The sequence below is a fragment of the Novosphingobium sp. genome, assembly GCF_041905565.1.
Classification (GTDB): domain Bacteria; phylum Pseudomonadota; class Alphaproteobacteria; order Sphingomonadales; family Sphingomonadaceae; genus Novosphingobium.
Map to the genome: position 1 here is coordinate 294705 of NZ_JAYRKX010000001.1, position 24520 is coordinate 319224.

Below are 24520 nucleotides of genomic sequence, written 5' to 3' on the forward strand. Positions count from 1 at the left end.
GCGGATCAGGCCTTGCCGACCACGCTTTCGGGCAGGTCCTGCCCGAACACGCGCTGGTAGTATTCAGCCACCAGCATGCGTTCCGTCTCGTCGCACTTGTTGAGGAACGAGAGGCGGAAGGCGAAGCCCGGATCCTTGAAGATCGCGGTGTTCTGCGCCCAGGTGATCACGGTGCGCGGGCTCATCACGGTCGAGATGTCGCCGCCGATGAAGCCCTGGCGGGTCAGGTCGGCAACCTTGACCATCTTGTCCACGGTGTCGTCCGGCACGCCGGCGACCTTCTTGAGCACGATTTCGCTTTCGACCGCGGCGGGCAGGTAGTTCAGGCCGACCACGATGTTCCAGCGGTCCATCTGGCCCTGGTTGATCGCCTGCGTGCCGTGATACAGCCCGCTGGTATCGCCCAGGCCCACGGTGTTGGCCGTGGCGAACAGGCGGAAATACTTGTTCGGGCGGATCACGCGGTTCTGGTCAAGCAGGGTCAGCTTGCCTTCGGTTTCCAGCACGCGCTGGATCACGAACATCACGTCCGGGCGGCCGGCGTCGTATTCGTCGAACACCAGCGCCACCGGGTGCTGGAGCGCCCAGGGCAGCAGCCCTTCGCGGAATTCGGTGACCTGCAGGCCGTCGCGCAGCACGATCGCATCGCGCCCGATCAGGTCGATACGGCTGATATGCGCATCGAGGTTGATGCGGATGCACGGCCAGTTAAGCCGGGCGGCGACCTGTTCGATGTGAGTCGACTTGCCGGTGCCGTGATAGCCCTGGACCATCACGCGGCGGTTGAAGGCAAAGCCGGCCAGGATCGCCAGCGTGGTATCCGGATCGAACACATAGGTGTCGTCGCGGTCGGGCACGCGTTCGTCGGCCACCGAGAAGGCCGGAACCTTCATGTCGATGTCGATGCCGAAGGTTTCGCGCACATCGAGCAGCAGATCGGGTTCCGCCAGGACGGTGTTGCTACGGGTGTCGAGCTGGATATCAGGGATCTGGGTCATCGCAGGCACTCGCCTAACCGGGCGCGCGCCGTGGTGCAACAGGGTTTGCGTTGCAATCTGCGACTCGAAATGCGGCAAACGCCGTTCAGGCGCTGGCGGCGGCCGGCGCAGTGGTGAAATCGGTCGCGCGGCAGGCGCGGTTCCGGCCATCGGCCTTGGCGCGGTAGAGCGCCGAATCGGCCAGCCGGTACAGCCGCTTCCAGTCATCGGCGGTGGTCACCCAGCCATCGGCAAAGCCCAGGCTGACAGTCGCGCGGATGCCGAACGGCATGGCGTGCTGCCGGACCGTTTCAAGGATGCGTTCGGGCGGGCAGTCCTGCATCCGCGCCAGCGGCACCAGCAGGGCAAATTCCTCGCCGCCCAGCCGCACGGCCAGGCTTTCGGGCGGGCGCAGGTCCTGCAGCAGGCGGGCCACCGCGCACAGCACTTCATCGCCGATGTCATGGCCGACGCGGTCGTTGATCGCCTTGAACCGGTCGATATCGACCAGCAGCAGGCGGTGCGGCTGGTCGCGTCCGATCGCCAGGTCAAGGAAAGCGCGGCGGTTGAGCAGGCCGGTCAGCGGATCGGAATTGGCCAGCCGGATCGCGCTGCGCTCGCCGGCGCGGGCCTTGTCGCGCTCGGCGCTGAGATCGCGCAGGCGGGTGACGATCAGCAGGGTGGACAGCAGCGATTCGACCGACAGGGCGATCATGTTGCCGTTGTCCAGCCAGAAGCTGTAGGGGACCAGCCCCAGCCCATGGGCCGCGCGGACCAGCGAGGCGGCAACCGGTGCGCTCCACGCCAGCACGAACAGCCAGAAATGCCGGACCCGCGCCTGCCAGGCCTGGGCCACGACCGGGATCAGCAAGCCCAGCCAAATCGCGCCGGACAGGAAATAGGCATTGTCGAGCAGGTGCCCCAGCACCGGGGCATAGGCGGCAAAAGCCAGGCTGATCGCCAGGGTAGTCAGGCCCATCAGGTTGATCCAGCGGCGCAGCCGGGCCGACAGGACCTCGGCCCCGAAGAAGTCGACGATGAACCGGAATGCCGCCAGCCCGGCCAGGACCAGCATGACATAGTTGATTCGCATCCGGTCGTTGTTGTCGAGCGCGGGAACGGCCAGCAGCAGCGCGCCCGAGGAACTGAAGGTATAGGCCGCCAGCGCCCCGACCATCGCGCAGTAATGCAGCTGGAAACGGTGCCGCAGCGCCGACCACAGCGCCAGGTTGTAGATCACCAGCGCCAGCGCCAGCCCGCCGAACGCGGCATAGAGCGCGATCAGCCAGGCCTGTTCGCGCGCGGCTTCGCTGCGCCGGACCAGCGACACCCCTTGCAGCACGCTGCGCCAGTTGGCGCTGCCGCGGATTTCGACATAGGCCCCCACCAGCGGCGCGGCGCGCGGCGGCACGGGAAATTCGAGCATCGCCCCGATCGTCATGTAGCGCGCGGCGCTGCGCGAATCCCACTCGATCCGGGCGCTGGTGCCATCGGCGTAGCGCAGCACGATCCGCTCGGCCTCCTGCCACAGGCTGGAATGGCGCAGGACCAGCGGATCGGCTGGGTCCGAGTGCTGCGGCACAAAGTCAAGCCGCACGCCGAAATTGCCGCCGCCCAGGGCATGGGGATCGCTGGCGCAGGCCACCGGCGTGGCCTGGGCAATCAGCCGCCCGGCCGATGTGGCGCCCGCCTCCAGCGGGAACACGCAGGTGCCAACCGGCACGCGGGCATGCGCCGCCGTGCCCGCTCCCAGCGCAAGCAGCAGCGCGGCGAGCATCCGCAGGACCCGGGACAACACCTTCTCCATCCCTGCCTTCCGTAACGGCAACAGGCCAAGAAGGCGTTAATGGGCGGCCCGGCGACTTTGCCATGTTTTCAACGGGCCATGCCCCCGGCCCCGCCAGCACGGTTAACCCTGCCTCGCGAGGGCATTGCGCACAGCGCAGGCGGGTCTATCCTCCCTCACCGAAGTGGAGAGAGGAACCCGATGTACGAGCTGTCCGTTACCCGTCTGGTCGATGCCGATCCCGCCCGCGCCTGGGACGTGCTGGTCAACCGCAGCAACGAATGGTGGTGCCCCAAGCCGTGGCGGGCCGAAGTGGACTGGGGGCCGCGCCGCCCGGGCGGATCGACCCATAACGTGATGCACGGGCCGGAGGGCGAGCGGAACGAACATTCCGGCTTCATCCTCGCCTGGGACGAAGGCCGCCGCATCGCCGTTACCGACGCGATCGAGGGTGACCTTGAACCAGCCGGGCCGTTCATGCTGGGCATCTGGGAAGTGACCGCCGAAGGCAGCGGCACCCGCTTTACCGGGCGCGCGCGGCACTGGACCGCCGAAAGCATGGCCCACCACCGCGAAATGGGTTTCGAGCAAGGCTGGGGGATCATGGCCGACCAGTTCAAGGCGCTGTGCGAGGCGGGTTGAGCGCACCCATGCCCCGGACCTGGCTGCAACTGACGCTGCTGTGCGGCGCGCTGGACGCGGTCTGGGCCAGCCTGGTCGGCGTGATCCACGCCGGCAGCGATCCTGCGGCGCTATGGCGCGGCGTGGCGGCCGGCCCGTTCGGCGAGGCGGCGCGAAGCTGGGGCGCGGGCGGCGCGGTACTGGGGCTGGCGGTGCATTTCGCGCTGATGGCCGTGATGGTCGCGGGCGGGCTATGGCTCGCCCGCCGCACCATGCTGGGCGAGGTTGCGCCGTGGAAGGCCGGCGCGCTCTATGGCATCGCGCTGTACAGCCTGATGTACGGACTGGTGCTGCCCTGGCGGTTCGGCACGGCGTTTCCCGATCCCGACCGGCTGCGGACGGCGCTGACCCTGTTCCCGCACGTGGCCTTGGTGGGCATTCCGGTATTCTGGCTGGTCAGGCGAAAGCCGCCGCTTTCCTGAGCAGCTGGTAAGCGTCGATCACCCCCTGCAGGCGCATTTCGAAGCTGCGGTCCCCGCCGTTGCGATCGGGGTGATAGCGTCGCACCAGTTCCAGATAGCGCGCCCGCAGCGCCTTGCGATCGGCATCGAGCGGCAGCCCCAGCACGTCGAGCGCGCGGCGCTCGTCCGGCGTCACCGCGCGGCCATCGCTGCGCTGCGCGGGCTGGCGCGCGCGGGCGCGCTGGCTGATCGCCTCAAGCGGGTCGCTGAAATCAGCCCAACGCGGGGCCTGATCGACCCCCGCCGTGGGGGAGAAGGCCCGCGTTTCCCGCTCCCAGCCGTGAACCGGGTTTTGCGCGCGCAGGATTTCCTCGGGCGTCATTCCGGCGAACCAGTCATACCCGGCGTTGAATTCGCGCACGTGTTCGAGGCAGAACCAGCGATAATCGCCCGGCCCGTCAAAGCCGGGACGGCGCGGCCCGGGGGCGCGGAATTCGCCCGCTTCATGGCAGCCGGGCCGCTCGCAGCGGCGCCCTGTGCCGCTGACGCGGCCGTGGAAACGGTCACCGGACATCGGCTTCGGCCCAGTCCAGTTCCAGCCGCCCGCCCTGCCATTCGGCGGACAGCCGCGCCACTTCGGCGCGGACCGCGGCGATGCACAGATCGTCCAAGGGCAGGCACGGCACGTGCGAACTCGCGCAGGCGGCGTCATAGACACTGCGCAGCGTGTCGCCATCGCTTGGCCCGCCCCACAGATCAGCCTCGAAGCATTCGACCAGCCGTTCGGCCTGGAGCAGTTCGACAATGTGGGCTTCAGGCACGCCCGCGCGGCTCGCGCTGGCATGGCCGGCGGCCTTGGCCATGGCGGCCAGGTCATCGGGATGATGGCCGTCCGCGACCAGGCCCCAGAAGCCCCGCGCCAGCCCCAGTTCGCGTTCGACCGCATAATGCATCGCATCGTGCGGGAACGGCCCCTTGTGCGGGATACTGGTATCCGCGCGGCTGCCGTCGGCCCGCTCGATGGCGATCCGGCATTCGCGGGGGGTATGGACGATGGTAGCGCGCATCGCGGCGCATATAGTGCCTTCGCGGCGCTTGTCGAATAGCCGGCGCCGACCTAGCTTGGCCCCATGACCGGACCCCTTGCCGCCGAAATGGAACGCCTGCTGACCCAGGCCTTCGCCCCCAGCCACCTTGCCGTGATCAACGACAGCGCGCGCCATCACGGCCACGCGGGCGACGATGGCTCGGGCGAATCGCACTTCACGGTGGAGATCGAAAGCGCCGCCTTTGCCGGGGTCTCGCGGCTGCAGCGCCAGCGCATGGTCAACCGCGCGCTGGGCGACATTCCCGGGCAGCGCGTCCATGCGCTCGCGATCAAGGCCCGGGCGCCGGGGGAATGACCCCTGCCCCCAGCCGCCGGATTCGCCGCGCCGCGCGGCTGCTGGTGCTTGATCCCGAAGATCGCCTGCTGCTGTTCCGTTTCCACGTCGCGGGCCGCTCGCCGTTCTGGGCGGCGGTCGGCGGGGAATGCGATCCGGACGAGCCGTTTGAGCTTGCCGCGCGCCGCGAGTTGTTCGAGGAAACCGGGCTAAGTGCCGATCCTGGCAGTGAATTCGCCGCACGCAGCTATGACTTCACCTCGCTCGAGGGTGAGGACGTGACAGCGGACGAACGCTTCTTCCAGGTGCGGGTTACGCAGACCCGGATCGACACCGCCGGGCATACCGAGCTGGAACGCGCGGTGATGCAGCAGCCCCGCTGGTTCACCCGCGCCGAACTGGCCGACTGGCCCGAACGGATCTTTCCCGCCGATGTGCTGGACCTGCTCGACCTGGCCGAGGAACTGGCATGAGCAGCGCGATCCTCCACACGATCACCCCCACCAGCCATGACCTGGGCGGGATGATGGTCCGCCGCGCCCTGCCCGCGCCGCGCTTTGGCATGGTCGGCCCGTTCATCTTCGTCGACCAGTTCGGCCCGGCTGAATTTCCCGCCGATGCGGCGCTGGACATCGGCCCGCACCCACACATCGGCATTGCCACCGTGACCTGGCTGTTCGACGGCGCGATCCACCACCGCGACAGCCTGGGGACCAGCGCGGTGATCCGCCCGGGCCAGGTCAACCTGATGACTGCCGGACGCGGGATCACCCATTCCGAGCGCACGCCCGACGAGCTGAAGGGCCAGCCCAAGCGGATTTACGGGATGCAGACCTGGCTGGCCCTGCCCGATGGGCTGGAGGACATGGCCCCCGCCTTCGAAAGCCATGCCGACCTGCCGCTGGTCGAGGATGGCTGCGCCAGCGCGCGGGTAATCATCGGCAGCCTGTGGGGCCGCACGGCGCCCACCACCCAGCACAGCCCAGCAATCTATGCCGACATCGTGCTGGCCCCGGGCGGCGCGATCCCGATCGACCCGGCGGCGACCGAGCGGGCGGTGATGCTGGTCGGCGGCGGGGCAGAACTGGACGGCACCCCGCTGACGCTGTTCACGCTCAACCTGCTGAACGCCGGCAGCACGCTGCGGCTTTCGTCCGAAACCGGCGGACGGGTGATGCTGCTGGGCGGCGAACCGCTTTACACGCCCCGGCACATCTGGTGGAATTTCGTTTCAAGCAGCACGGAACGGATCCGGCAGGCGGCGGCGGACTGGCAGGCGGGGCACTTCCCGCCCGTCCCCGGCGATCCCGGCAACTGAACCGGCAAGACAACACAAACAACATACAGGAGAGGCATGGACATGAGCGGCAAGGCAGTGTGGATCACGGGCGCATCATCGGGCATCGGCGCGGGACTGGCGCGGGCCTATGCGAAGCGCGGTTGCCGCCTGATCCTGTCGGGCCGCAACGAGGCCGCGCTGGCCGAAGTGGCGGCGCAGTGCGGCACCGAGCACCTGATCCTGCCGTTCGAGGCGAGCGACTTTGCCGCCGCCCAGGCCGCTGCGGACAAGGCGTGGGACTGGAGCGGCGGGATCGACGTGCTGGTCAACAACGCCGGGATCAGCCAGCGCAGCCTGGCGGTGGACACCGACTTTGCGGTCTACCGCAAGATGATCGACATCGACCTGCTGGGCCCGATCGCGCTGACCCAGGCGCTGCTGAAGCGCATGGTGGCGCGCAAGTCCGGGCAGATCGTGATGATCTCAAGCCTCGCCGGCAAGATCGGCTCGCCGCTGCGCTCGGCCTATTGCGCGGCCAAGCATGGTCTGATCGGCTATGCGGATTCGCTGCGGATCGAACTGAGCCCGCACAATATCTCGGTGATCGGCGTCACTCCCGGATCGATCCGTACCGACGTGTCGCGCAACGCGATCACCGCCGATGGCGGCCGCCGCGGGGTGAGCGACGAGGCGATCGACACCGGGATCGACCCGGATGAATTCGCCGAACGGATGCTCGCCGCGATCGACGCGGGCCAGCGCGAAGTGGCGATTGCCGAGCACGGCATGGAACAGATGATCGCCGAGGCCCGCCGCACGCCCGAAGAACTGTTCGACAGGATGATCGCCACGTTCAATTCCGGCTACGCCGCGAAAATGGGGGTTAGCGAGCAGTGAGCATGGACCAGATCCGCGTCACCCTGCCCAGCGGGATTGAGCTCGACGTGGTCGATACTGGCCCGCGCGATGCGCCGGTGCTGATCTTCCTCCACGGCTTTCCCGAAAGCCACCGCACCTGGCGCCACCAGATCGCCCACCTGTCGGACCGCTATCGCTGCATCGCGCCCGACCAGCGCGGCTATCGCGGCTCGTCCAAGCCGCAGGATGTGGCGAGCTACACCCCCGACAAGCTGATCGGCGACATCTACCAGCTGGCCGACGTGCTGGGCGTGGGCAATTTCACCATCGTCGGGCACGACTGGGGCGGCGCGATTGCCTGGGGCGTGGCCTTGACCGGGCAGATGTCCGGGCGGGTCAAGCGCGCGGTGATCGCCAATGCGCCGCACCCGGTGGGCTTTGCCCGGCTGGTCTGGACCAACCGCCACCAGCGCGAATCGAGCCAGTACATGCGCATGTTCCGCGATACGGCGAACGATGCGCTGGTGCGCGAGCATGGCCTGGGCGGGATCCTGGCCAAGGCGTTTGGCGACCGGCTGACCGGCACCGACCGGATGGAGCCGGAGGAACGCGCCAAACTGACCGCCGAATGGGCCAATGTCGATGCCGCCTTCGCCATGCTCAACTGGTATCGCGCCAGCCCGATGTACGTGCCGACGATGGACGAACCTTATGAAATTCCGGCCGATGGCGGCCCGCCGCCGCTGTCGCCGCTGACCCTGCCCACGCTGGTGATCTGGGCACTGGAAGACATCGCCCTGCCGCCCGAAAACCTCGATGGGCTGGACGAACTGGTGCCCAACATGGAACTGGTGAAAGTGCCCGATTCCGGACACTTCGTGCCGTGGGAAGCGCCGGACGCGGTCAATGCCGCGATGGATGCGTTCCTGGCCCGGACCGCCGATGCCGCCTGACGCGCCCCGCCCCGGCGGGATCGGCGCGGCGGTTGCCGCCGCCGAACGCCGGGCGAGGGAATCGCTGCTGCGCGGCCATGGCGGGGGCCATGCTCCGGTCAGCTATCTCGAACTGTTCTTCGACCTGGTGTTCGTATTTGCGATCACCCAACTGTCGCACACCCTGCACCACCACCTGTCGTGGCACGGCTTTGCCGAAGCGCTGGTGATGTTCCTGGCAGTGTGGTGGGGCTGGATCTACACGACCTGGGTCGCCAACTGGGCCAACCCTGATCGGCTGCCGGTGCGCTTGCTGCTGCTGGCGGTGATGCTGGCCAGCCTGCTGATGGCAGTCGCGATCCCCGAAGCGTTCGGGCGGCACGGCTTGGTCTTTGCTGTGGCCTATATCGCGCTGCAACTGGGCCGCTCGGCCTGGACCACCTGGATCTTTCGCCGCGAAGGGGCGGACCGGATGCGCAACATGGCGCGGATCGCGGCATGGTTCTGCCTGTCCGCGCCGCTGTGGCTGGCCGGCGGGCTGAGCGCGGATGCGAACCAGCGCCTGGCGCTGTGGGCGGCGGCGCTGGCCATCGAATATGCCGGGCCGTGGCGGATGTTCTGGTTCCCCGGCCTGGGCCGTTCGAAAGCCGCTGACTGGGACATTTCCGGCAGCCACATGGCCGAACGCTGCGCGCTGTTCGTCATCATCGCGCTGGGCGAAGGCATCGTGGTAACCGGCACCGCCGTGGCCGATGCGCCGCTGGAACCGGGGCTGATCACGGCCTTCGTCACCGCCTTTGCCGGATCGGCGCTGATGTGGTGGCTCTATTTCGACATGGGCGCGCAGCGCGGGGCACAGTTCATTTCCGGCCATTCCCAGGCCGGGCGGGTGGCGCGCAATGCCTTTACCTATCTGCACATGCCGATCGTGCTGGGCGTGGTGATCGGCGCGGTGGGCGATGCGCTGCTGCTGGAACAGTGGAACCGGCCCGCCAGCCCGGCGATGGTCGCCACCAATGCCGGCGGCCTGCTGCTGTTCATGGGCGGGCTGGGGCTGTTCAAGCGGTTTTCCAATACCATTGGCAACTTCCCGCTGTCACACGGCGTAGCCATGGCGGCGCTCAGCCTGATCGCTCTGGCCGCGCTGCGCTGGCCGGTCTCGACGCTGGATTTCGCGCTGCGCTGCGTGGCGGTCCTGCTGGTGACGGCGGTGTGGGAATGGGTCAGCTACCACGGCGGCTGGATGGAACGGCTGGAGCGGCTGGGCGTGCCCTATCCACGGCGGATGCGCGAGCGGTTCGAGCGCCGCCGCGCCGAGATCGAGGCGCAGCGCCGCTAGCCGCGCCAGCCCACCCAGGCGCCATGGGCATGGGCCTCGCCCAGCAGCACCGGCTCTGCCCCGCCCGGCCAGTAACGGGTGCGCAGCTCGTGCTTGAAGGTCTGGCGATTGGTTTCGACCGTGACCCAGGCCAGCGGGCGCTCCTTCGTGGCGGCTGCCCCGGCCTGCTCCATCGCCTGCACGATCCGCTCGCGCGAGGCGGCGGGGACATATTGCCAGACGACCGTGTGAAACAGCACCCGCGTCACCCCGCTGGCCTGCGGCACGGCCAATTGCCGCTCCACCCAGTCGCCCGCGTCGGCGCGCTCCACTTGCGGCGGGCGCTGCGCCGCCAGCGCCGCGGCCGCGTCGATCCGGTCCAGCCGCTGGGTCACTTCTGCCCAGACATAGCTTTTCAGGCGCAGCGCGGCGGCGGGATCGGTCAGGTCGATCGGGGCAATGTCGCAGCCCCGGATCGCGCTGATCTCCACCCCGGTCCGGGGCGGCGGCGCACCGCGCCATTCCGGCGCGATCCGCATCGGGCTGGCCGGATCGCCCAGTTCCACCCCGCCAAGGTCGAAATGGAACCGGTCCATCATGGTGTTGATCCCGGCGCTGGCGCCCAGTTCCAGCAGCTCGAACCGTGGCCCCAGCCGCTCTGCCAGCCACAGCAATTGTGCCATGACGCTGGCCGAGCGGCCCGCCTCGTTGGTTTGCGGCGGGCCATCGAACCAGGTCAGCAGATCGGCATCGTGCGCCAGGGTAAGCTGCGCCACCAGCGCGTCGATCGCTGTCTGGTCGGTCACTTCGCCGCGGTAGACCGCGCCCAGTTGCTGCGCCCGGCCGGTCAGGAACAGGTTGTGCAAGCCCCCGGCAAAGCGCAGCGGCATCGCGTCTTCAAGGCTGAGCCCCGGCCAGCTCCGCATCTGCGCGGCGCAGCGGCTCGGCCCGTCCAGCAGCGGGATCATCGCCCGGATCACCCGCCCGGTGGCCGGGGCGCCGTTCTTCGCGGCGTGATCGGCCTGCCATTCCAGCGCATGGAGGACATTGCCGATTTCCATGATCGCATCATTGCTGCCGCTCATCCGGTTGCCCTTTCGCTCTGCCGCGCCTAAACGCCGCGCATTATGTCCCGTCCGCTGACCTTCGCCGTGCCCAAGGGCCGTATCCTTGACGAAGCGCTGCCCCTGATGGCGCGCGCCGGAGTTGTACCCGAGGCCGAGTTCCACGACAAGAAAAGTCGCGCCCTGTCCTTCGCCTGCGAAAACAGCGACATGCGGCTGATCCGCGTCCGCGCGTTCGACGTGGCGACCTTCGTTGCCCACGGCGCGGCGCAGTGCGGCATCGTCGGCTCCGACGTGGTCGAGGAATTCGCCTATCCCGACCTTTACGCGCCGGTCGATCTCGACATCGGCCACTGCCGCCTGTCGGTCGCGGAACCCACCGGGCAGAGCGAGGATCCGGCCCGCGTCAGCCACCTGCGCGTCGCCAGCAAGTATCCCAACCTGACCCGCAAGCATTTCGAGCAGCTGGGCATCCAGGCCGAAGTGGTGAAGCTGAACGGGGCGATGGAACTGGCGCCGGGCCTGGGCCTGGCCAGCCGGATCGTCGACCTGGTTTCCACCGGCAAGACGCTGAAGGACAACGGCCTGGTCGAAACCAGCCAGATCCTGCAGATTTCCGCGCGCCTGATCGTCAACCGCGCCGCGCTCAAGACCGACGAACGCGTTGCCGCGCTGGTCGAGAATTTCCGCGCGCTGGTCAGCCAGCAGCAGGCTGCCTGATGCTGCGCCTGAAAACCAGCGACAAGGGCTTCGAGCAGGCCTTCCGCCGCCTCGTCGCCGACCGGCGCGAGAGCGACGAGAACGTCGCGCGCGATGTCCAGGTGATCCTGAACGACGTGCGCACCCGCGGCGATGCGGCGCTGGCGGAACTGACCGCCAAGTTCGACGGCCACGCCCTGACCGGCGAGGACGACTGGCGCATTTCGCCCGAGGCCTGCCGCGAAGCCTTCGACGCGCTGAAGCCGGAACTGCGCGCCGCGCTGGAACTGGCGGCGCAGCGCATCCGTGCATATCATCAGGCGCAGCTGCCCGCGAACCGCGACGCGGTGGACGAAGTGGGCGTGCGGCTGGGTGCGCGCTGGCGGGCGGTCGATGCGGCCGGGCTCTATGTGCCTGGCGGCCGCGCCGCCTATCCCTCCAGCCTGCTGATGAACGCGATTCCGGCCAAGGTCGCCGGGGTTGACCGGCTGGTGGTGGTGACCCCGACGCCCAAGGGCCAGGTCAACCCGCTGGTGCTCGCCGCCGCGCATCTCGCCGGAGTGGACGAGCTGTGGCGCGTCGGCGGAGCGCAGGCCGTGGCCGCGCTCGCCTATGGCACGCAGCGCATTCGGCCGGTCGATGTCATCACCGGCCCGGGCAATGCCTGGGTCGCCGAAGCCAAGCGCCAGCTCTACGGCGTGGTTGGGATCGACATGGTCGCCGGGCCGAGCGAAATCCTGGTGATCGCCGATGGTCGCAACGATCCCGAATGGACCGCCGCCGACCTACTCAGCCAGGCCGAACACGATCCCAGCGCGCAATCGATCCTGATCACCGACGATCCGGTGTTCGCCGATACCGTGGCTGACCGGATCGGCGTGGAACTGGCCATGCTGCCAACCGCGCGGGTCGCGGCGGAAAGCTGGAACACCCACGGCACGATCATCGAAGTCGCCAGCCTGGACGAAGCCCCGGCGCTGGCCAATGCGCTGGCCGCCGAACACGTCCAGCTGGCAGTCGAGAATCCCGAGCCGCTGCTCGACGCGATCCGCCACGCCGGATCGGTGTTCATGGGCCGGATGACGCCGGAAGCCGTGGGCGATTACGTTGCCGGGCCGAACCATGTGCTGCCCACCGGGCGCCGCGCGCGGTTCTCGTCCGGCCTGTCGGTGCTGGATTTCATGAAGCGTACCAGCTTCATCCAGCTGGATGACGCCGCGCTGCGCGCCATCGGCCCCGCCGCGATCGAGCTGGCCGAGGCCGAGGGCCTGCCCGCCCATGCGCGGTCGATCGAAGTGAGATTGGGAATATGAAAAGCAACAACAGCGCCCGCGCCGCAGCCCGCCTTGCCGCCGTCCAGGCGCTCTACCAGCGCGACATGGAAGGCACCCAGCTGCCGACCCTGCTCGACGAATTCCACCGCCACCGGCTGGGCGCGGAGATCGAGGGCGACCAGTACGCCCCGGCCGAAGTCGCTTTCTTCGATGACGTGGTGCGCGGCGTCGATGCCCGCCGCGACGAGATCGACGCGCTGCTTTCCGCCCGCCTCGCCGAAGGCTGGAGGCTGGAACGGCTCGACAAGACCATGCTCCAGGTCCTGCGCGCCGGGGTCTGGGAACTGCTTGCCCGAGCCGACGTGCCGACCGGCACCGCAATCAGCGAATATGTCGATGTCGCCCACGCCTTCTTCGATCAGCGCGAGGCGAAATTCGTCAACGGCGTGCTCGATGCCGTGGCGAAGGACGTGCGCTGAGCGCATGAGGCGCCCTTCTCCCAGCTCAGGGGAAGGACGATGACCACCGAGTCCACCTTCATCGCCGCGCTGCGGGCGCTGGCCACGCATCCTGCCGCGCGCGGGCTCGACGATGATTGCGCCGTGCTGGACCTCGGCGGCGAAGCGCTGGTGCTGACCCACGACATGTTGGTCGAAGGGGTGCATTTTCTCCCCGAACAGGACCGCGCGGACGTGGCCTGGAAGCTGGTTGCCACCAACCTGTCGGACCTCGCCGCCAAGGGAGCGGAGCCGCTCGGCGTGCTGCTTGGCTACCAGCTCGGCCACGATGACGCGCGCTTCCTTGATGGGCTGCACGAGGTGCTGGACCATTACGGCGTGCTGCTGCTGGGTGGCGATACCGTGGGCGGCGCCGGGCCGCAGGCGATGGGGCTGACCGCGCTGGGCCGCGCCACGCACCGCCCGGTGCCTGCGCGCAGCGGCGCGCGCGCGGGTGACCGGCTGTGGCTGACCGGCCCGGTCGGCGGGGCGATGATCGGGCTGGAAGCGCTGCGCGGCGGCACGGGCGGCGACAGCACCGCCTATCGCCGCCCGATGGCGCTGCTGGCGCAAGGCTGGGCGCTGGCCCCGCAGGTGACCGCGATGATGGACTTGTCCGACGGGCTGCTGCTCGACGCCAGCCGGATGGCACGGGCCAGCGGGGTGACGATCGACGTCGACAGCGCCGCAGTCCCGCTCGCCTGCCCCGAGGAGCGCCGGCAAGAGGCGCTGCGCTGGGGCGACGATTACCAGTTGCTGTTCACCCTGCCGGGCCAAGCCGAACCGCTCGTGCCGGCCCACTGCGTTGGCCGCGTCCTGCCCGCTCAGGGCGCCGCGCTGCTGGTCGATGGCGCGCCCCCGCCAGACGGTGCCGCGCTGGGTTTCGAACACCGCTGATTTATCCCCGTTTGCGCGGAATTCCGCTGAATTTGATGGGTTGCGCGCGGGCTTTGCTGCCCTATACCTTGTCGCTGTCAAAAATGAGAGCCGCGCACCAAGCACGGCCGATTGGGGACATCGAAAGTAGGATAGCCAGAAAAGGGGGTACCCTCACGTGAGTCTTGTCACAATTTCCATCGCCTTGGGGGCGCTGGCCGTAGTTTACGGCTTCGTCACCAGCCGGCAGGTGCTTGGCGCCTCGGCCGGTAATGAAAAGATGCAGGAGATCGCCGGCGCGATCCAGGAAGGCGCGCAGGCCTACCTGAAGCGCCAGTATACCGCCATTGCCGTGGTTGGTGTGGTGGTCGCGGTGATCATCATGGCCACGCTGGGGGGGATTTCCGCCACCGGCTTCGTGCTGGGCGCGGTGCTGTCGGGCGCAGCGGGCTTCATCGGCATGAACGTGTCGGTGCGCGCGAACGTGCGCACCGCCGCTGCCGCGCAGCAAGGCTTGCAGCAGGGCCTCACCCTGGCGTTCCGCGCCGGGGCGATCACCGGGATGCTGGTGGCCGGCCTCGCGCTGCTCGCGATGGCTGTGTTCTTCTGGTACCTGACCGGTCCGGCTGGCTATGCCGCCAATGACCGCGTGGTGGTAACCGGGCTGACCGCGCTGGCGCTGGGCGCTTCGCTGGTGTCGATCTTCGCGCGCCTGGGCGGCGGGATCTTCACCAAGGCGGCCGACGTGGGCGCGGACCTGGTCGGCAAGGTCGAAGCGGGCATTCCCGAGGACGATCCACGCAACCCGGCCGTGATTGCCGACAACGTGGGCGACAACGTGGGTGACTGCGCCGGCATGGCTGCCGACCTGTTCGAAACCTATGTCGTGACCGTGGGGGCAACCATGGTGCTGACCGCGCTGCTGGTGAAGGGCGTGGCCGACATCATGCCGCTGATGGCGCTGCCGCTGCTGATTGGCGGCGTCTGCATCGTCACATCGATCATCGGCACCTATTTCGTTAAGCTGGGCAAGTCGAACAACATCATGGGCGCGATGTACAAGGGCTTCCTTGTCACCGCCGTGCTGTCGATCCCGGCGATCCTCTATGTCATGCGCATGGCGCTGGGTGACATGACCCTGCCGATCGGGGATTCCAACTACACCGGCGAAGCGCTGTTCTACTGCGCGCTGCTGGGTCTGGTGATCACCGGGCTGATCATCTGGATCACCGAATACTACACCGGCACCAACTATCGCCCGGTGAAGTCGATCGCCAAGGCTTCGGTCACTGGCCACGGCACCAACGTGATCCAGGGCCTGGCCATCAGCCTTGAAGCCACCGCCCTGCCGACCCTGGTGATCGTCACCGGGATCATCGTGGCGTTCAAGCTCGCGGGTCTGCTGGGCATCGCCTATGCCGCCACCGCGATGCTGGCCTTGGCCGGCATGGTCGTCGCGCTCGACGCTTACGGCCCGGTCACCGACAATGCCGGCGGCATTGCCGAAATGGCCGGCCTCGACGATTCGGTCCGTGAAAAGACCGACGCGCTCGACGCCGTGGGCAACACCACCAAGGCCGTGACCAAGGGTTACGCGATCGGTTCGGCGGGCCTGGCCGCGCTGGTGCTGTTCGCTGCCTACACCACCGACCTCAGGGAATTCTTCCCTGACCTGAAGGTCGATTTCAGCCTTGAAAACCCCTACGTCATCGTTGGCCTGCTGCTCGGCGCGCTGCTCCCGTACCTGTTCGGTGCGATGGGCATGACCGCCGTGGGCCGCGCCGCCGGCGACGTGGTGGTCGACGTGCGCGACCAGTTCCAGAACAACCCGGGCATCATGGCCGGCACCAGCCGTCCCGACTATGCCCGCACGGTCGACCTCGTCACCAAGGCGGCGATCAAGGAAATGATCGTGCCGTCGCTGCTGCCGGTGCTGGCGCCGATCGTGGTGTTCTTCGTGATCGGTGCGGTCGCGGGCCGTGACAACGGCTTCGCCGCGCTGGGCGCGCTGCTGCTGGGCGTGATCGTGGGCGGGCTGTTCGTCGCCCTGTCGATGACCTCGGGCGGCGGTGCCTGGGACAACGCCAAGAAGTACATCGAAGACGGCAACCACGGCGGCAAGGGCTCTGACGCCCACAAGGCCGCCGTCACGGGCGATACCGTGGGCGATCCCTACAAGGACACCGCCGGCCCGGCCGTGAACCCGATGATCAAGATCACCAACATCGTCGCGCTGCTCCTGCTCGCGGCGCTGGCGCACGGCGCGGCGTAACGCCAAGCCACCCGCCGGGTGAAACAGACCCCGTCCGGAGCAATCCGGGCGGGGTTTGTGTTTTTGGGCGATACTCGCTCCCCTCACAGCGTCACCCCGGGCTTGACCCGGGGTCCAGCTTTACCTTCGGGCGGCACCGCAATGACGCGAGGCGGCGAAAGGTAGCTGGACCCCGGATCAAGTCCGGGGTGACGGTGGTTGTGCGGGGGCGACACTGGCTCCCCCCCACGTTAGCCTTTCCTTGGCATTTCAGCGCTAAAACCCGCACCGGCAGCGGCAATCCGCCGTGTGCAAGGGACAAGGCCAGTGGCAACCAGGGCAGAGCGCGCGCCGGTCGCAGCGACGCAGCAGCAGGCTGCGCCCTCCCCCCTGCCCGCCGCATGCATCCGGGTGCAGGACTGGCGCCTGTTCGAAGATCCCGAGGCGCGCCATGCCTGGGACGCGCTGGCGCGCTGCGCGGCCGAGCCCAATCCGTTCTTCGAAAGCTGGTATCTGCTGCCCGCCCTGCGCGCCCATGACGCGGACGGCAGCGTCGCTTTGCTGTGCTTCGAATACGACGGCGAACTGGCCGGCCTGCTGCCGCTGCGGCGCGAGCCGAAGTATTACCGCTGGCCAATCCCGCAGCTGACCACCTGGATTCATGGCAACTGTTTCCTCGGCGCGCCGCTGGTCGCTGCCGGGCTGGAACGAGCCTTCTGGCGCGCGCTGCTCGACTGGGCGGATCGCTCGGCCGGGCTCGCGCTGTTCCTGCACCTGCCCAGCGTGCCGCTGGAAGGCCCCCTGCACGCGGCGCTGGCCGATGTGCTGGCGCAGCAGGGCCGCACCGCCGGGCTGGTCCACGCCGAACAGCGCGCCATGCTGTGTTCCGACCTTACGGCCGAAACCTATTTCGAAGCGTCGATGTCGGGCAAGAAACGCAAGGAGCTGCGCCGCCAGTTCGCCCGCCTGTCGGACCTGGGCGAAGTGCGGATCGAGCGCACCACGGGTGATGAGCACCTGGGCCGCTGGATCGACGATTTCCTGGCGCTGGAGCATTCCGGCTGGAAAGGCGGCGCCGGCTCGGCCCTCGCCTCGCACCAGTCCACCACCCGCCTTTTCCGCGAGGCGCTGTCCGGCGCGGTCAGCCATGACCGGCTGGAGCGGCTGACCCTGACGCTGGATGACGAACCGATCGCCATGCTGGCCAGCTTCGTCACCCCGCCCGGCGCCTTCAGCTTCAAGACCGCGTTCGACGAACGCTATGCCCGCTACAGTCCTGGCGTGCTGCTCCAGCGCGAGAACCTGGCCCTGCTGGACCATCCAAAGGTCCATTGGACCGACAGCTGCGCCGCCGCCGACCATCCGATGATCGACCACATCTGGCGCGAACGCCGGGCCATCGGCCGGCTGTCGATCGCCATCGGTGGTGCGCTGCGCCGCGCACTGTTTCGCCAATTGCTCAAGGCCGAACTCGGCCGCAATCCCAGTGGGGTAACGCCATGACCGTGTTTTCCAGCGAAGACCGCGCGCTGTTCGCCGCCAACTATCCCGAAGTGCCGCACAAGCTGCACCACCGGCTCGGCCGCCATCCCCTATTGGAAATCGATGCGCTGGCCCGGCTGGCCGAAGCCCTGCCCGCCGCCTCGATCGAATATAACAAGGCCGACCTGCCGATCGGACTCACCGAAAAGCCCGAAGCTTCGGGGCTGAGCGTGGGCGAAACGATCCGCCGGATCGAGGAAACCGGCAGCTGGGCCGCGCTCAAGAACATCGAGCAAGTCCCAGAATATGCCGCGCTGCTGGCCGACCTGCTGGCCGAAATCCAGCCGCAGATCGAAGCGAAGACCGGGCGGATGATGAAGACCCAGGGCTTCGTGTTCATCACCAGCCCGGGCGGGGTGACGCCCTATCACTTCGATCCGGAACACAACATCCTGCTGCAGATCCGCGGGACCAAGGTGATGACCCAGTTCCCGGCCGGCGACGCGCGGTTCGCGCCCGATGAGGTCCACGAAACCTATCACACCGGCGGCGGGCGCGAGCTGGTCTGGCGCGACGAATTGCGCAGCGGCGGCACCGAATTTCCGCTCAGCCCCGGCGAAGCGCTGTTCGTGCCGGTGATGGCCCCGCATTTCGTGGTAACCGGGCCGGACAGCTCGGTTTCGCTGTCGATCACCTGGCGCAGCGAATGGTCGTTTGCCGAGGCTGACGCGCGGGCGTTCAATTCCGTGCTCCGCCGGATCGGCATGAAGCCCGCCAGCACCGGGCGCTGGCCGCATGGCAACCAGGTCAAGGCGCTCGGCTGGCGGCTGATCCGCAAGCTGCGCGGCGCCGGTTGACGCGGGCGCCATCCCCCCGCAAAGGTTTGGGGATGGAGAAGGAACCGACACCCGAAGAACTGGTCCGCTGGCTGGTCAAGCTGCTGGACGTGAAGCCTGGCGAGGACGGGCACTTTGCCGGTCGGCGCAAGCGCGGCGGCGTTGGCCGCGTATTCGGCGGACAGGTGATCGCCCAGGCGCTGGCCGCCGCCGAACGCACCGTGGCCGATGACCGCCCGGTCCATTCGCTCCACGCCTATTTCCTGCGCGGCGGGAGCGAGGATCACGAGATCGACTTCAAGGTGGAACGCGACCTTGATGGCGGCAGCTTTTCCAACCGCCGCGTCGTGGCCAGCCAGGTCGGCACGCCGATCCTCAACCTCGTCGCCTCGTTCCACCGGCGCGAACCGGGCGTCCATCACCAGGATCCGATCCCCGATGTGCCCCGGCCCGAGGACCTGCCGAGCGAGGCGGACCTGCGCCGCCAGTTCCTCCACCTCGTGCCCGAGGACAAGCGCGCGCAGATGACCGCGCCGCGCCCGATCGAACTGCGCCCGGTCGAAAGCCGCCACTGGATGGGTGCCGAACCGCGCGATCCGGTCAGCCACACCTGGTTCCGCGCCTGCGCGCGCCTGCCCGACGATCCCAAGATCCACCGCGCGGTGCTGGCCTATGCCAGCGACATGTCGCTGCTCGGCACCTGCACCCTGCCTCACGGGATGAGCTGGACCGTGGGCAACGTGATGGGCGTCAGCCTGGACCACGCGGTGTGGTTCCACGACGATTTCCGCGCCGACGAATGGCTGCTCTACGCCACCGACAGCCCCTGGGCCGGCAATGCCCGCGGCATGAACCGCGGCCGGATCTACAGCCACGATGGCCGCCTGGTCGCCGAAACCGCGCAGGAAGGTCTGATCCGCAAGATCGAGCCTAATGGCTGAGCGGCTTGGCCGCGCTGGCACGGGATTTGACAAGCCTGGCAATGGGTTGAATGCAGGGCCGATGACCCAGCCCGCCAGATACGACGCTATCGGGATCGACTATGCCCGCCTGCGCCAGCCTGATCCGCGCATCGCCGCGCAGATCGAGGCGGCGCTGGGCGAAGCGCGCAGCGTGCTGAATGTCGGCGCGGGCAGCGGTTCCTATGAACCGGCGGACCGCGCAGTCACTGCGCTGGAACCATCGGCCGTGATGATCGCCCAGCGCCCGTCCGGCAGCGCCCCGGTGGTGCAAGGCCGTGCGGAGGAGCTGCCTTTTGCCGACCAGTCGTTCGACGCGGCCATGGCGGTCCTGACCGTCCATCACTGGACCGACCAGCCGCGCGGCCTGGCCGAGTTGCGCCGGGTCGCGCGCGGGCCGGTGGTGATCGTCACCTATGACCCGGATTTTCCCGGGTTCTGGCTGCACGACTACCTTCCCGAACTGGCGGCACTGGACCGGGCGCAGATGCCGCCGCTCAGCGCTTATGGCGCGGCGCTAGGGCCGGTGCGGATTGCTCCGCTGCTGATCCCGCACGACTGCCGCGACGGGTTCCTGGCCGCCTATTGGCGCCGCCCAGCGGCCTATCTCGACCCGCGCCTGCGCGCGGCGATGTCATCGTTCCGGATATTGGGTGATGTCGCCCCGGCCCTCGCTCGACTCGAAGCCGACCTGGCGAGCGGCGCGTGGGAGCGCCGCCATGGCCACCTGCTGGACCAGGACAGACACGATTGCGGCTACCGACTGGTCATTGCCGACTGAGCCACCGCACTACCCGCCGGGGTGGTAGAAATCGTAGACCGCCTGGGCCACCGCCGCACTGACGCCGGGCGCACGTTGCAGGTCTTCCAGGGCAGCCGCGCGGACCCGGCTGGCGGTGCCGAAGTGCAACAGCAGCGCGCGTTTACGCGCCGGGCCGATGCCGGGAATCTCATCGAGCGGACTGGCGGTGATCGCGCGGCTGCGCTTGTCGCGGTGGGCGCCGATGGCGAAGCGGTGAACCTCGTCGCGCAGGCGCTGGAGGTGGAACAGCAGCGGCGAATTGACCGGCAGCATCTTTTCCCGGCCGTCGGGAAAGTGGAACACCTCGCGCCCTTCGCGCCCGTGGTGCGGGCCCTTGGCAATGGCGATCAGGGGCACGTCCTCGATCCCCATTTCTTCCAGCGTGTCGCGCGCCGCGCTCATCTGCCCCTTGCCGCCGTCGATCAGCACCAGGTCGGGCCACTGGCCGCCGTCACGGTCCGGGTCTTCATCAGCGGCGCGGGCAAAGCGGCGCTGGAACACTTCGCGCATCATGGCGAAGTCGTCGTTGGTCTGGGCCTGCTTGATGTTCCACTTGCGGTACTGGCCCTTGATGAACCCTTCGGGGCCCGCCACCACCATCGCGCCCAGCGCATGGGCGCCCTGGACGTGGCTGTTGTCGTACACCTCGATCCGCTGCGGCACTTCGGGCAGTTCGAGGAATTCCGCCAGCTCGCGGTTGATCTTCGCCTTCGCCCCGCTTTCGGCCTGGCGCCGTTCGAGCGCCTCGACCGCGTTGCGTTCCGCCTGTTGCATCAGGCGGCGACGGTCGCCGCGCTGGGGCACGGAGATTTCCACCTTGCCGCCCGCCGCGCCGGCCAGCGCTTCGGCCAGCAAGTCGGCTTCGGGCAGCGCGCGGTCGACCAGGATCAGGCGCGGTGGCGGCACTTCCTCGTAGAACTGGGCCAGGAAGCTGGTCAGCACTTCGGCCTCGTCTAGGCCGTCGGTATGGCTGGGGAAGAAGGCGCGGTGGCCCCAGTTCTGCCCGCCGCGAATGAAAAAGGCCTGCACCCCGAACTGGCCATTGCGCGCGGCGATGGCAAAGACATCGGCGTTGCCCACCCCTTCGGCATTGATCGCCTGGCTGCCCTGGATGAAGGTCGCGGCGCGGAGGCGATCGCGCAGCATTGCGGCACGCTCGAAATCCAGCGCTTCGGCGGCTTCGGCCATCTGGCTTTCGATCTTCTTCTGCACCGCGCTGCTCTTGCCGCCGAGAAAATCCTTCGCCTCGCCCACCAGTTCGCCATAGCCCGCCGCGTCGATCCGCCCGACACAGGGGGCCGAGCAGCGCTTGATCTGGTAGAGCAGGCAGGGCCGGTCGCGCCGGGCGAAAAAGCTGTCGGTGCAGGATCTTAGCAGGAACAGCTTCTGCAGTGCATTGATCGTGGTGTTGACCGATCCCGCGCTGGCGAAGGGGCCGTAATAGTTGCCCTTGGCCCGCCGTGCGCCGCGGTGCTTCGTGATCCGGGGAAAGTCATGATCGGCGCGCAGCAGGATGAAGGGGAAGCTTTTGTCGTCGCGCAGCAGCACGTTGTAGGGCGGGCGATAGCGCTTGATCAGCTGCGCTTCGAGCAGCAGCGCCTCGGCCTCGCTATTGGTGGTGACGATGGTCATGCTGCGGGTCTGCGCGACCATGCGCTTCAGCCGCAGCGGCAGCCGCTCGACCTGGGTATAGTTGGCCACCCGGTTCTTCAGCGCCCGCGCCTTGCCGACATAGAGCACGTCGCCGCGCGCATCCTGCATCCGGTAGACGCCGGGCTTGGGCTTCAGCGTGGCCAGCACTTCGCGGATCGCGGCCAGCCCCGCCTCAAGGTCAGGCTGGCTGCCCTTGATGGTGTAAGTCGCCTGGTCTTCGTTGAACCGCTCGGCACCCTGGGGGTGCGGCGGGGTTCCGGCGGGTGAACGGGCCATGAGGCGCGCTCTAGCGCCTTTGCCGGTCTGCGTCACCCGCCTGTCGATCCGGTGGTTGTCTTCACACACGCTTGCCCGCAAGCTGGCGCGAAGTTTAGCCACAGGGGACAGACATGACCAGCAAGCTTCTTGCCGCCTTGCTCGCCGGAGCGGCCTTCGCCTTCACACCGGGCGCGGCACTGGCGGGCGATGGCCCGCAAACCGCCTTTACCGGCGACGACCTGTTCAAGCTGGAAGCCGTCGCCGATGCCCAGATCAGCCCGGATGGCAAGACTGTGGCCTATGTCCGGCGCAGCGCCGACGTGATGAGCGACCGCAATCGCGGCGCGATCTGGCTGATCGACGTGGCCAGCGGACAGCAGCGGCCGCTGGTCGCCGGGCCGGGATCGCACGGCTCGCCGCGCTGGTCGCCCGATGGCACGCGGCTGGCCTATGCCTCTGCCGACGAAAACGGCAGCCAGCTGTGGGTGCGCTGGCTGGATAGCGGCGCGGCGACGCGGATCACCAACCTGCCCGACGCGCCCGGATCGATCACCTGGTCGCCCGATGGCCAGACCATCGCCTATACCATGCGCGTGCCGGGCGAAGGAATGAAGCTGGGCAACGCGCCCAGCCGGCCCGAAGGCGCCAAGTGGGCCGAACCGCTCGAAATCATCGACCGCGTCACCTATCGCGGCGATGGCCACGGCTATTTCCCGCCGGGCTTCGAGCACATCTTCACCGTGCCCGCCGATGGCGGCGCGCCCCGCCAGCTGAGCTTCGGCGATTTCGACGATGGCGGGCCGCTCTCGTGGACGCCGGACGGGCGCTCGATCCTGTTTTCAGCCGTGCGCAAGGACAATTGGGAACGCGAACCGCAGGACAGCGAAGTCTATGCGCTTGACGTGGCGAGCGGGGCGCTGACCACGCTGACCAGCCGCTATGGCCCCGATGCCGCCCCCGCCGTCTCGCCCGATGGCAAGCAGGTCGCGTACATGGGGTTCGACGACAAGCACCGCACATACGAGAACCTCGAACTCTACGTGATGAACCGCGATGGCAGCGGCGCGCGCTCGTTGTCAGCGCGGCATGACATCAGCGTGGACAATTTCCGCTGGTCGCCAGACGGGCGCAGCCTGGTGGTGCAATACGACGACAAGGGCACGGCCAAGCTGGCCCGGCTGGGGCTGGACGGCGCGCTGGCCGAAGTGGCCGCGGGCCTGTCGGGCACCGGCTTTGACCGGCCCTATACCGGCGGCAGCTTCAGCATGTCGCGCAGCGGGGTGATTGCCTTCACCGGCGGCAGCGACCAGCGCCCGCCCGATGTCCGCGTGGTGCGCGGCAAGGGCGCGGAACGGCTGACCCGTCTCAACGAAGGCTGGCTGGCGGCCAAGGCGCTGGCCCCGGTTAGCAAGCTGGCGGTGACCGCGCCCGATGGCCGCCCGATCGACGCCTGGCTGGCCCTGCCGCCGGGCCGCAAGCCTGGTGAGCGCGTGCCGCTAGTGCTGGAAATCCACGGTGGGCCGCATTCGGCCTATGGCCCGTGGTTCGCCACCGACGTCCAACTCTATGCGGCGGCGGGCTATGCGGTGCTCTACACCAACCCGCGCGGCAGCACGTCCTATGGCGAGAAGTTCGCCCAGCTGATCGACCGGGCCTATCCGGGCGAGGATTACAACGACCTGATGGCCGCGGTGGATGCCGCGGTCGCCGCCGGAGTGGCCGATGCCGACAACCTGTTCGTCACCGGCGGATCGGGCGGCGGGGTGCTGACCGCGTGGATCGTGGGCAAGACCCAGCGCTTCCGCGCCGCCGCCACCCAGAAGCCGGTGATCAACTGGACCAGCGAGGCGCTGACCATGGACGGTACGACCTTCACGTCGCGCTACTGGTTCGATGCGCCGCCGTGGAAGGACGTGACCCCCTATTGGCAGCGCTCGCCGCTCAGCCTGGTCGGCAACGTCAAGACGCCGACCCTGGTGGTGGTCGGCAGCGAGGATTACCGCACCCCGGTGAGCGAATCCGAGCAGTACTATGCCGCGCTCCAGATCGCCGGCGTGCCGACCGCGCTGGTCAAGGTGCCCGGCGCCAGCCACGGCGGCTTCACCGCGCGGCCCTCGCAATCGGCGGCCAAGGCTTCGGCGATCATTGCCTGGTTCGAGAAATTCCGCACCAAGAAGCCCTGAAGCCAGCGCGTTGACGGGCCGCGCCGCCCTGTTACCTTCCCCGCCGCGATAGCTGCGGGGAGGAACGGCGCT

24 protein-coding genes are annotated in these 24520 nt (G+C 68.3%); 18 read left to right on the top strand and 6 right to left on the bottom strand.

Translation table 11 applies throughout. From position 1 onward, the window contains the following. Positions 1-5: 5 nt before the first annotated feature. Positions 6-998 (bottom strand): cobaltochelatase subunit CobS, encoded by a 993-nt coding sequence (cobS, locus tag ACE3N9_RS01415; RefSeq protein WP_374280113.1) that lies wholly within the window; start codon positions 996-998, stop codon positions 6-8. 85 nt (positions 999-1083) lie between these two features. Then, positions 1084-2775, bottom strand: coding sequence for a diguanylate cyclase domain-containing protein (locus tag ACE3N9_RS01420; RefSeq protein WP_374280115.1), 1692 nt, complete (start codon positions 2773-2775; stop codon positions 1084-1086). A 189-nt stretch (positions 2776-2964) separates the two neighbouring features. Between ACE3N9_RS01420 and ACE3N9_RS01425 the strand changes: the two genes are divergently transcribed. Together ACE3N9_RS01425 and ACE3N9_RS01430 are read left to right on the top strand one after the other, a co-directional pair. After that, a complete protein-coding gene (locus ACE3N9_RS01425) occupies positions 2965-3405 on the top strand; it encodes an SRPBCC domain-containing protein (protein ID WP_374280117.1) in 441 nt (146 codons plus the stop codon). An 8-nt stretch (positions 3406-3413) separates the two neighbouring features. Then, complete coding sequence (locus tag ACE3N9_RS01430; protein ID WP_374280119.1) at positions 3414-3866, top strand: hypothetical protein; 453 nt, start codon at positions 3414-3416, stop codon at positions 3864-3866. On the opposite strand, the gene ACE3N9_RS01435 is transcribed toward ACE3N9_RS01430, so the two are convergent. Together ACE3N9_RS01435 and ACE3N9_RS01440 are read right to left on the bottom strand one after the other, a co-directional pair. Then, positions 3841-4419, bottom strand: coding sequence for a J domain-containing protein (locus ACE3N9_RS01435; protein WP_374280121.1), 579 nt, complete (start codon positions 4417-4419; stop codon positions 3841-3843). The genes ACE3N9_RS01430 and ACE3N9_RS01435 overlap by 26 nt on opposite strands. Next, on the bottom strand, positions 4409-4912 hold the full coding sequence (locus tag ACE3N9_RS01440) for a hypothetical protein (RefSeq protein ID WP_374280123.1): 504 nt from the start codon (positions 4910-4912) through the stop codon (positions 4409-4411). The genes ACE3N9_RS01435 and ACE3N9_RS01440 overlap by 11 nt, the downstream gene beginning before the upstream one ends. A 63-nt stretch (positions 4913-4975) precedes the next feature. Between ACE3N9_RS01440 and ACE3N9_RS01445 the strand changes: the two genes are divergently transcribed. Genes ACE3N9_RS01445 through ACE3N9_RS01470 form a run of 6 tightly spaced genes read left to right on the top strand, consistent with a single transcriptional unit; the run spans position 4976 to position 9635 of the window. Then, positions 4976-5248: a BolA family protein gene (locus tag ACE3N9_RS01445; RefSeq protein ID WP_374280126.1), complete on the top strand. Its 273-nt coding sequence runs from the start codon at positions 4976-4978 to the stop codon at positions 5246-5248. Further along, the gene (locus ACE3N9_RS01450) at positions 5245-5700 is read left to right on the top strand and encodes an NUDIX hydrolase (RefSeq protein ID WP_374280128.1); all 456 of its coding nucleotides are present in this window, start codon (positions 5245-5247) and stop codon (positions 5698-5700) included. Before ACE3N9_RS01445 ends, ACE3N9_RS01450 begins: the two co-directional genes overlap by 4 nt. Then, complete coding sequence (locus ACE3N9_RS01455; RefSeq protein ID WP_374280130.1) at positions 5697-6545, top strand: pirin family protein; 849 nt, start codon at positions 5697-5699, stop codon at positions 6543-6545. Before ACE3N9_RS01450 ends, ACE3N9_RS01455 begins: the two co-directional genes overlap by 4 nt. A gap of 42 nt (positions 6546-6587) precedes the next feature. Next, positions 6588-7403, top strand: a complete 816-nt coding sequence (locus tag ACE3N9_RS01460) for an SDR family NAD(P)-dependent oxidoreductase (RefSeq protein ID WP_374280132.1) — start codon at positions 6588-6590, stop codon at positions 7401-7403. 2 nt (positions 7404-7405) lie between these two features. Further along, entirely contained in the window at positions 7406-8317 is a 912-nt protein-coding gene (locus tag ACE3N9_RS01465; protein ID WP_374280134.1) for an alpha/beta fold hydrolase, read from the top strand. Beyond that, entirely contained in the window at positions 8307-9635 is a 1329-nt protein-coding gene (locus ACE3N9_RS01470) for a low temperature requirement protein A (protein ID WP_374280136.1), read from the top strand. Before ACE3N9_RS01465 ends, ACE3N9_RS01470 begins: the two co-directional genes overlap by 11 nt. Here the strand turns inward: ACE3N9_RS01470 and ACE3N9_RS01475 are convergent. After that, positions 9632-10699: a DUF2332 domain-containing protein gene (locus tag ACE3N9_RS01475; RefSeq protein WP_374280138.1), complete on the bottom strand. Its 1068-nt coding sequence runs from the start codon at positions 10697-10699 to the stop codon at positions 9632-9634. The two genes, ACE3N9_RS01470 and ACE3N9_RS01475, sit on opposite strands and share 4 nt — an antisense overlap. Before the next feature lie 42 nt (positions 10700-10741). Between ACE3N9_RS01475 and hisG the strand changes: the two genes are divergently transcribed. The 9 genes from hisG (at position 10742) to ACE3N9_RS01520 (ending at position 20333) form a co-directional block, all read left to right on the top strand. Next, entirely contained in the window at positions 10742-11398 is a 657-nt protein-coding gene (gene hisG / locus ACE3N9_RS01480) for an ATP phosphoribosyltransferase (protein WP_374280140.1), read from the top strand. Continuing rightward, positions 11398-12690 carry a histidinol dehydrogenase gene (gene hisD, locus ACE3N9_RS01485; protein ID WP_374280142.1) on the top strand — a complete coding sequence of 431 codons (1293 nt, stop codon included), beginning with the start codon at positions 11398-11400 and terminating at the stop codon, positions 12688-12690. Before hisG ends, hisD begins: the two co-directional genes overlap by 1 nt. Continuing rightward, entirely contained in the window at positions 12687-13130 is a 444-nt protein-coding gene (nusB, locus tag ACE3N9_RS01490) for a transcription antitermination factor NusB (protein ID WP_374280144.1), read from the top strand. Before hisD ends, nusB begins: the two co-directional genes overlap by 4 nt. 39 nt (positions 13131-13169) lie before the next feature. Beyond that, complete coding sequence (thiL, locus tag ACE3N9_RS01495; protein ID WP_374280146.1) at positions 13170-14045, top strand: thiamine-phosphate kinase; 876 nt, start codon at positions 13170-13172, stop codon at positions 14043-14045. A 157-nt stretch (positions 14046-14202) separates the two neighbouring features. After that, positions 14203-16296, top strand: coding sequence for a sodium-translocating pyrophosphatase (locus tag ACE3N9_RS01500; RefSeq protein WP_374280148.1), 2094 nt, complete (start codon positions 14203-14205; stop codon positions 16294-16296). A 306-nt stretch (positions 16297-16602) separates the two neighbouring features. Further along, positions 16603-17778, top strand: coding sequence for a GNAT family N-acetyltransferase (locus ACE3N9_RS01505; protein ID WP_374280150.1), 1176 nt, complete (start codon positions 16603-16605; stop codon positions 17776-17778). Beyond that, complete coding sequence (locus ACE3N9_RS01510) at positions 17775-18614, top strand: transcriptional regulator (protein ID WP_374280152.1); 840 nt, start codon at positions 17775-17777, stop codon at positions 18612-18614. Before ACE3N9_RS01505 ends, ACE3N9_RS01510 begins: the two co-directional genes overlap by 4 nt. A gap of 32 nt (positions 18615-18646) precedes the next feature. Next, entirely contained in the window at positions 18647-19534 is an 888-nt protein-coding gene (locus ACE3N9_RS01515) for an acyl-CoA thioesterase (RefSeq protein ID WP_374280154.1), read from the top strand. A 61-nt stretch (positions 19535-19595) separates the two neighbouring features. Further along, entirely contained in the window at positions 19596-20333 is a 738-nt protein-coding gene (locus tag ACE3N9_RS01520; RefSeq protein WP_374280156.1) for a class I SAM-dependent methyltransferase, read from the top strand. A gap of 9 nt (positions 20334-20342) precedes the next feature. Here the strand turns inward: ACE3N9_RS01520 and uvrC are convergent, their stop codons facing one another. After that, positions 20343-22283 carry an excinuclease ABC subunit UvrC gene (uvrC, locus tag ACE3N9_RS01525; RefSeq protein ID WP_374280158.1) on the bottom strand — a complete coding sequence of 647 codons (1941 nt, stop codon included), beginning with the start codon at positions 22281-22283 and terminating at the stop codon, positions 20343-20345. A gap of 113 nt (positions 22284-22396) precedes the next feature. Here uvrC and ACE3N9_RS01530 point away from each other — a divergent pair, with 113 nt between their 5' ends. After that, a complete protein-coding gene (locus tag ACE3N9_RS01530) occupies positions 22397-24448 on the top strand; it encodes a prolyl oligopeptidase family serine peptidase (RefSeq protein WP_374280160.1) in 2052 nt (683 codons plus the stop codon). Positions 24449-24520: the final 72 nt, after the last annotated feature.

Bases quoted from the DNA above. Each gene is read 5' to 3' on its own strand.
- hisD (WP_374280142.1), top strand. From the start codon at position 11,398: ATGCTGCGCCTGAAAACCAGCGACAAGGGCTTCGAGCAGGCCTTCCGC.
- uvrC (WP_374280158.1), bottom strand. From the start codon at position 22,283: ATGGCCCGTTCACCCGCCGGAACCCCGCCGCACCCCCAGGGTGCCGAG.
- ACE3N9_RS01460 (WP_374280132.1), top strand. From the start codon at position 6,588: ATGAGCGGCAAGGCAGTGTGGATCACGGGCGCATCATCGGGCATCGGC.
- ACE3N9_RS01520 (WP_374280156.1), top strand. From the start codon at position 19,596: ATGACCCAGCCCGCCAGATACGACGCTATCGGGATCGACTATGCCCGC.
- ACE3N9_RS01425 (WP_374280117.1), top strand. From the start codon at position 2,965: ATGTACGAGCTGTCCGTTACCCGTCTGGTCGATGCCGATCCCGCCCGC.
- ACE3N9_RS01465 (WP_374280134.1), top strand. From the start codon at position 7,406: ATGGACCAGATCCGCGTCACCCTGCCCAGCGGGATTGAGCTCGACGTG.
- ACE3N9_RS01430 (WP_374280119.1), top strand. From the start codon at position 3,414: ATGCCCCGGACCTGGCTGCAACTGACGCTGCTGTGCGGCGCGCTGGAC.
- ACE3N9_RS01470 (WP_374280136.1), top strand. From the start codon at position 8,307: ATGCCGCCTGACGCGCCCCGCCCCGGCGGGATCGGCGCGGCGGTTGCC.
- nusB (WP_374280144.1), top strand. From the start codon at position 12,687: ATGAAAAGCAACAACAGCGCCCGCGCCGCAGCCCGCCTTGCCGCCGTC.
- ACE3N9_RS01515 (WP_374280154.1), top strand. From the start codon at position 18,647: ATGGAGAAGGAACCGACACCCGAAGAACTGGTCCGCTGGCTGGTCAAG.
- thiL (WP_374280146.1), top strand. From the start codon at position 13,170: ATGACCACCGAGTCCACCTTCATCGCCGCGCTGCGGGCGCTGGCCACG.
- ACE3N9_RS01435 (WP_374280121.1), bottom strand. From the start codon at position 4,419: ATGTCCGGTGACCGTTTCCACGGCCGCGTCAGCGGCACAGGGCGCCGC.
- ACE3N9_RS01445 (WP_374280126.1), top strand. From the start codon at position 4,976: ATGACCGGACCCCTTGCCGCCGAAATGGAACGCCTGCTGACCCAGGCC.
- ACE3N9_RS01510 (WP_374280152.1), top strand. From the start codon at position 17,775: ATGACCGTGTTTTCCAGCGAAGACCGCGCGCTGTTCGCCGCCAACTAT.
- ACE3N9_RS01455 (WP_374280130.1), top strand. From the start codon at position 5,697: ATGAGCAGCGCGATCCTCCACACGATCACCCCCACCAGCCATGACCTG.
- ACE3N9_RS01530 (WP_374280160.1), top strand. From the start codon at position 22,397: ATGACCAGCAAGCTTCTTGCCGCCTTGCTCGCCGGAGCGGCCTTCGCC.
- ACE3N9_RS01440 (WP_374280123.1), bottom strand. From the start codon at position 4,912: ATGCGCGCTACCATCGTCCATACCCCCCGCGAATGCCGGATCGCCATC.
- hisG (WP_374280140.1), top strand. From the start codon at position 10,742: ATGTCCCGTCCGCTGACCTTCGCCGTGCCCAAGGGCCGTATCCTTGAC.
- ACE3N9_RS01450 (WP_374280128.1), top strand. From the start codon at position 5,245: ATGACCCCTGCCCCCAGCCGCCGGATTCGCCGCGCCGCGCGGCTGCTG.
- ACE3N9_RS01475 (WP_374280138.1), bottom strand. From the start codon at position 10,699: ATGAGCGGCAGCAATGATGCGATCATGGAAATCGGCAATGTCCTCCAT.
- cobS (WP_374280113.1), bottom strand. From the start codon at position 998: ATGACCCAGATCCCTGATATCCAGCTCGACACCCGTAGCAACACCGTC.